Here is a 5,358-nt window from a genome sequence, read left to right as displayed (position 1 = left end):
CCCGGGGTGGATTACCTGTTTAACCGGTCCGGGGATTACTACATCGGCGGGGGCATCGAGGTGATCAGCCTGCCCATTCATTTTGACTTCAAGCAGATACGGCTGTATCCCAAAGAAGTGCGGCGGGCTTATGAAAAACTGGGCTGGCAGCGGGTGGTGGGTTTTCAGACCCGAAATCCGATACACCGGCCCCAGTTTGAGATGACCATCAAGGCCATGCGCCAGGCCCGGGCCAATCTGCTGATCATGCCCGTGGTGGGTATGACCCGGCCGGGTGATTTTGACCATTTCATCCGGGTGCGATGCTGCCGGCACGTGGCCGAGCATTACCCCTCAGACTCCCAGGTCATGACCCTGCTGCCGTTGGCCATGCGCCTGTCCGGGCCCAGGGATGCCCTGCTGGATGCCATTATTGCAAAAAACTACGGATGCACCCATTTTATCGTGGGCCACGACCATGCCAGCCCGGGCCGGGATCGAAACGGGGGCCTGTTTTACCCTGCTGAGCGCTCCCGCCAGGTGGCGGCCGAGCAGAGTGCGGAAATCGGCGTTGAGATCGTACCGTTTGAGGAAATGGTGTATCTGCCTTTTGAAGACGAGTACCGGAGCAAGGACCAGGTGGCGCCGGGCACGGACACCATTTCCCTGTCCGGATCCGATATCCGCCAGCGGGTCCGGGAGGGCAGAAGGATCCCGGAGTGGGCCACGTTTCCCGAGGTGGTAAGGGAACTGCAGCGGGCCTATCCGCCGCCGGAGCGCCAGGGTTTTACGGTGTTTTTAACCGGTCTTTCCGGTGCGGGCAAATCCACCATTGCCAAGGTTTTATACTCCAAGTTCCTGGAGCGGGGCGACCGGCCCGTGACTTTGCTGGACGGCGATATTGTGCGGCGCAATCTGTCCAGCGAGCTCAATTTTTCAAAGGAGCACCGCAATATCAACGTGCTGCGCATCGGTTTTGTGGCAAGCGAGATCACCAAGAACCGCGGCGTGGCCATATGCGCGCCCATTGCCCCCTACGAGGTCACCCGCAGGGAAATCCGGGGCACCATCGAGTCCTACGGCGGGTTTGTCGAGGTGCACGTGAGCACGCCCATTGACGAATGCGAAAAGCGGGACCGCAAGGGCATGTATGCAAAGGCCCGGGCTGGGCTGATTTCCGGGTTTACCGGTGTGGATGACCCGTATGAGGCGCCTTCCAGCCCGGAACTGCGCATTGATACCACTGATCTGACCCCGGCTGAGGCGGCTCAGGAGATTTTGCTGTTTTTGAGTAATAAGGGGTTTATTTAGGTGATGAGTAATGGGTAATGGGTGACGGGTGATAAAAGCAGGTGACGGGTGACAGGTGACAAAAGCGGGTGACGGGTGACAGAGGGCGGAGGACGGAAGATAGAAGACAGAGGGAAGAGAACGGAGCAGGAAGGGGCAGGATATGAAGGATAGTGTGATTGGGGTTATTGGGCTGGGGTATGTGGGGCTGCCGCTGGCTGTGGCTTTTGGCCGGCATTTCCGGACCATTGGATATGATATCAAGACGGATATTGTTGAAAGCTACCGTAGGTGCGTGGATCCCACCGGCGAGCTGAGCGGGGATGAGCTGCGCTCAGCCGAGCGGCTGGAATACACCGACGGCCCGGAGCGGCTCAGGGAGGCGGACGTGATTGTGGTGGCCGCGCCCACGCCCATTGACATCGCCCGCCAGCCGGATCTCGGGCCCATTACCTCGGCCACCCGCACCGCGGGCCGGCACATGAAAAAGGGCGCGGTGGTGGTTTTTGAATCCACGGTCTATCCCGGCCTGACAGAGGAGGTCTGCGTGCCCATCCTGGAGGCTGAATCGGGACTTTCCTGGAAAACCGGGTTTCACGTGGGCTATTCCCCGGAGCGGATCAACCCGGGCGACAAGGAACACACCCTGGCCACCATTGTCAAGGTGGTGGCCGGAGACGATGAACCGACCCTGGATTTGTTGGCCGGGCTTTACGGCACCATTGTCACCGCAGGCGTACACCGGGCCGAGTCCATCCGGGTGGCCGAAGCGGCCAAGGTCATTGAAAACACCCAGCGGGATCTCAATATCGCGCTGATGAACGAGCTGGCCGTGATTTTTGACAACCTGGGCATTGACACCCAGAACGTGCTTAAAGCCGCGGGCACCAAATGGAATTTTCTGCCCTTTAAGCCCGGGCTCGTGGGGGGGCACTGCATAGGGGTGGATCCCTATTACCTGACCTACAAGGCCGAAACCATGGGCTATCATCCGGAAGTGATCCTGGCGGGCCGCCGGATCAACGACCAGATGGGCAAGTTTGTGGTGGAAAAAACTGTAAAGCTCATGTGCCGGGCCGGCCGCAGCATCATCGGCGGGCGGGTGGCCATTTTGGGCCTGACCTTCAAGGAGGACTGCGCGGATTTGCGAAACACCCGGGTCATCGACATTGTCGAGGAAATCCAGGCCTACGGCATCACCCCCCTGATCCACGACCCCCTGGCAGACCCGGCCGCGGCCCGCAGCATTTACGGCATTTCCATGTGCGGATGGCCGGATCTGCATGACCTGGATGCCGTGATCATTGCCGTGGCCCACCGGGAGTACAGGGAAATGGCCGGACAGGATTTTCTCAATCACCTGGTGCCCGGCGGATGCTTAATTGATGTCAAGGGCATGCTCGATCCGGACGCGATCCGGCAAAACGGATTTTATTTCTGGCGGCTATAGGGCCGCCAGGGCCGCTTATCCCCGGGTGGCTTCCTTGTAGGCCGCGGTCTGCTTGCCGATAATGGCTGGCAGATCCGCGCTGTCCGCGTTTTGCTCGATTGTGCGCTCAAAGGCGCTTCCGATGACCACCCCGTCGGCAATGCCAGAGACCGCGGCCACGTCCGCAGGCGTGGAAATGCCAAAGCCCACGCAAACAGGCACGTCTGCCGAATGTTTGAGTTTGTCCACGTACTCGCCGATCTGCGTGAAATCCAGCCCGCCCGATCCGGTCACCCCGGTCATGGAAACCATGTAGAGAAATCCCGATGCCCCGCAGGCAATCATCTGCATGCGGTCTTCAGGCGTGGTGGGGGCCACCAGGCGGATCAGGGAAAAGTCTCCCTCGGTCCAGGCGCCGGTGAGCTCTTCGGATTCCTCCGGGGGCAGGTCCACCACCAACACCCCGTCTGCGCCAGCGGCCACGCTCTCTTTGTAAAACGCATCGATTCCATAGGCCATGATCGGGTTATAATAGGAAAACAAAACAATGGGCACATTTGATGTTTCCCGGATTTTTCGGGTCATCTCCAGCACCCGGCCCAGGTTCATGCCGGCTTTCAGGGCCCGGGTCGATGATCGCTGGATCACCGGGCCGTCTGCGGTGGGATCGGAAAACGGCACACCCAGTTCCAGAATGTCCACCTCGTTTTCACACATGGCTGAAACAATGGAAAGCGATGTCTCCATGTCCGGGTCTCCTGCGGTGATAAAGCCCACCAGGGCCTTTTCCCCCTTGCCTGTCAAACGCGCAAATGTTTGTTCAATCCGTGTCATTGCATATATCCTTTCAGAAAATCCCTGATGTCCGTTTTCTGTCCTCTGTCCTCTGTCCTCTGTCTTCTGATCACTGCTCCCCGCCTTCTGGCCACCGACCACCGACCACCGACCACTGATCTTATCCATACTCGGCCACAATTCCCAGGTCCTTGTCCCCGCGGCCGGAGAGATTGACCACAATGACCCGGTCAGACGGGGCGTTTGCGGCAATGTCCATGGCCGCGGCCAAGGCATGGGCGCTTTCCAGGGCCGGGATGATGCCCTCGGTGCGGCACAGTTCATAAAAGGCGGCCATGGCTTGATCATCTGTTATGCTCACGTAATTGACCCGGCCCAGGTCCTTGAACATGGAATGTTCCGGGCCCACGCCCGGGTAATCCAGGCCCGCGGAAATGGAATGGGCTTCGCTGATCTGACCGTATTGGTCCTGGAGCAGGTAGGACTTGGAGCCGTGGAGAACGCCCAGTGTGCCCGCGCCCAGGGTAGCGGCGTGTTTTCCGGATTCAATGCCAGTGCCCGCGGCTTCCGCGCCGGTCATGGCAATGGCCGGGTCATTGACAAACGGGTAAAAAAGGCCCATTGCATTGGAGCCGCCGCCCACACAGGCCACCAGGTGATCGGGCAGGCGGCCGATTTCATTGATGGCCTGATCCCGGGTTTCCTCGCCGATGACTTTTTGAAAGTCGCGCACCATGGCCGGGTAGGGGTGGGGGCCGGCAACAGAGCCGATCACGTAAAACGTGTCGCGCACTGCTGAAACCCAGTAGCGCATGGCCTCGTTCATGGCGTCCTTGAGGGTGCCGGTGCCCGATTCCACAGTCACGACTTCCGCGCCCAGAAGCTCCATGCGGTTGACGTTGGGTGCTTGGCGGCGGATGTCTTCGGTACCCATGAAAATTTTGCATTCCATGCCGAAAAATGCCGCCGCAGTGGCCGTGGCCACCCCGTGCTGGCCGGCGCCGGTTTCGGCAATGACCTTGGTTTTGCCCATGTGCCGGGCCAAAAGCGCCTGGCCCAGGGTGTTGTTGATCTTGTGGGCCCCGGTGTGAACGAGGTCCTCGCGCTTCAGGTAAATGGCCCCGCCGCCGGTTTTCCGGGAGAGCCGCTCGGCAAAATACAGGGCCGTGGGCCGGCCGGCAAAGTCTTTTAGCATGCCGTAAAGCTCTTTTTGAAAGCCCGGATTCCGGACGTGTGTGCGGTAGGCTTCATTTAATTCCAGCAGGGCCGGCATCAGGGTTTCGGCCACGTAGCGGCCCCCATAGATGCCAAAGTGGCCACTTTCATCCGGGTATCGGGTAAAGTCGGTGTTTTCCTGCATGTTTTGGTTGCTGCCGGTATGAGACATCAGAATATTCTCCTTGTGGGATTTTCCGGTTTGCAAAGGCGCACGGCGTAGATAAAGTCGCGCACCTTTTTTGTATCTTTTCTGCCCGGGGCTGATTCCACGCCCGAGCTGACATCCACCGCGTCCGGGGCGGCCCGGCCGATGGCTTTGGTTACGTTTTGTGGGTCCAGCCCGCCGGCAATGATGGTGGGATGGTTTTGGGCAAACGCCCGGGCCGCAGACCAGTCCCAGGTCTTTGCATTGCCCCCGGGCAGTTTGCCCGAAGAACACTCCACCAGAAACGCCGGGGCGTTATATGCCCCAGCCGCGTCAATGCCGGGCACGCCGTTGACATAAAGGCACTTGACGGCGAGCTGAGGCTGACCCAAACGTCATTGAAGTCATCATTCATCAAGACCGGCCGCAGCCGCCACTTACCGCCGACGAAGTCTATCTGGTCTGTTATCTGAACCATTACGGCATGACCAACGACATGAAC

The 5,358-nt window shown here is 59.5% G+C and carries 5 protein-coding genes; 2 read left to right on the top strand and 3 right to left on the bottom strand.

Going from position 1 to position 5,358, the window contains the following annotated elements:
- Window positions 1-1,290: adenylyl-sulfate kinase (gene cysC / locus R6U41_RS14170; protein ID WP_410270494.1), on the top strand; the 1,290-nt coding region annotated here is incomplete at its 5' end.
- A gap of 142 nt (window positions 1,291-1,432) precedes the next feature.
- Window positions 1,433-2,719, top strand: a complete 1,287-nt coding sequence (locus R6U41_RS14165) for a nucleotide sugar dehydrogenase (protein ID WP_410270493.1) — start codon at window positions 1,433-1,435, stop codon at window positions 2,717-2,719.
- Between the two features lie 15 nt (window positions 2,720-2,734).
- On the opposite strand, the gene trpA is transcribed toward R6U41_RS14165, so the two are convergent.
- The 3 genes from trpA to R6U41_RS14150 form a co-directional block, all read right to left on the bottom strand.
- On the bottom strand, window positions 2,735-3,532 hold the full coding sequence (gene trpA, locus R6U41_RS14160; RefSeq protein WP_410270492.1) for a tryptophan synthase subunit alpha: 798 nt from the start codon (window positions 3,530-3,532) through the stop codon (window positions 2,735-2,737).
- Between the two features lie 121 nt (window positions 3,533-3,653).
- Window positions 3,654-4,853, bottom strand: a complete 1,200-nt coding sequence (trpB, locus tag R6U41_RS14155; RefSeq protein ID WP_410270495.1) for a tryptophan synthase subunit beta — start codon at window positions 4,851-4,853, stop codon at window positions 3,654-3,656.
- Between the two features lie 26 nt (window positions 4,854-4,879).
- Window positions 4,880-5,248 carry a phosphoribosylanthranilate isomerase gene (locus R6U41_RS14150; protein WP_410270491.1) on the bottom strand — a complete coding sequence of 123 codons (369 nt, stop codon included), beginning with the start codon at window positions 5,246-5,248 and terminating at the stop codon, window positions 4,880-4,882.
- Between the last annotated feature and the right edge of the window lie 110 nt (window positions 5,249-5,358).

The organism is Desulfosalsimonas sp., from assembly GCF_046483245.1.
Lineage (GTDB): Bacteria > Desulfobacterota > Desulfobacteria > Desulfobacterales > Desulfosalsimonadaceae > Desulfosalsimonas.
The sequence above is the reverse complement of the archived record's forward strand: the minus strand, read 5'-3'. Positions and strand labels throughout refer to the sequence as shown.

Coding starts and splice junctions, on each gene's coding strand:
- R6U41_RS14165 (WP_410270493.1), top strand. CDS start 1,433: ATGAAGGATAGTGTGATTGGGGTTATTGGGCTGGGGTATGTGGGGCTG.
- trpA (WP_410270492.1), bottom strand. CDS start 3,532: ATGACACGGATTGAACAAACATTTGCGCGTTTGACAGGCAAGGGGGAA.
- trpB (WP_410270495.1), bottom strand. CDS start 4,853: ATGCAGGAAAACACCGACTTTACCCGATACCCGGATGAAAGTGGCCAC.